Consider the following 344-nt stretch of genomic DNA (forward strand, 5'->3'; position numbering starts at 1 on the left):
GTGGCCGACTCGGTAGCTCAGCTGGTAGAGCAATACACTTTTAATGTATGGGTCCTGGGTTCGAATCCCAGCCGGGTCACAAGCGAAATAAGTTACTAGATTTTTGTAATTTTATAGCCTGCGTGGTGAAATTGGTAGACACGCCATCTTGAGGGGGTGGTTTCCTAAGGATGTGCTGGTTCGAGTCCAGTCGCAGGCACTGCAACGATTTTTTAATAATTAATTGGAATATAAATTCATTTAATTGTGGCCGACTCGGTAGCTCAGCTGGTAGAGCAATACACTTTTAATGTATGGGTCCTGGGTTCGAATCCCAGCCGGGTCACAAGCGAAATAAGTTACTA

The 344-nt window shown here is 45.1% G+C and carries 3 tRNA genes; all 3 read left to right on the forward strand.

The window, feature by feature from the left end:
- The first annotated feature begins 6 nt into the window (after window positions 1–6).
- The 3 genes from AOB46_RS22795 to AOB46_RS22805 all read left to right on the forward strand — a co-directional run bounded on the left by AOB46_RS22795 (window position 7) and on the right by AOB46_RS22805 (window position 325).
- Window positions 7–79, forward strand: a tRNA-Lys gene (locus AOB46_RS22795).
- 37 nt (window positions 80–116) lie between these two features.
- A tRNA-Leu gene (locus AOB46_RS22800) sits at window positions 117–199 on the forward strand.
- A gap of 53 nt (window positions 200–252) precedes the next feature.
- Window positions 253–325, forward strand: a tRNA-Lys gene (locus AOB46_RS22805).
- Window positions 326–344 lie beyond the last annotated feature (19 nt).

The sequence above is a fragment of the Chryseobacterium indologenes genome, assembly GCF_001295265.1.
GTDB classification, from domain to species: domain Bacteria; phylum Bacteroidota; class Bacteroidia; order Flavobacteriales; family Weeksellaceae; genus Chryseobacterium; species Chryseobacterium indologenes_A.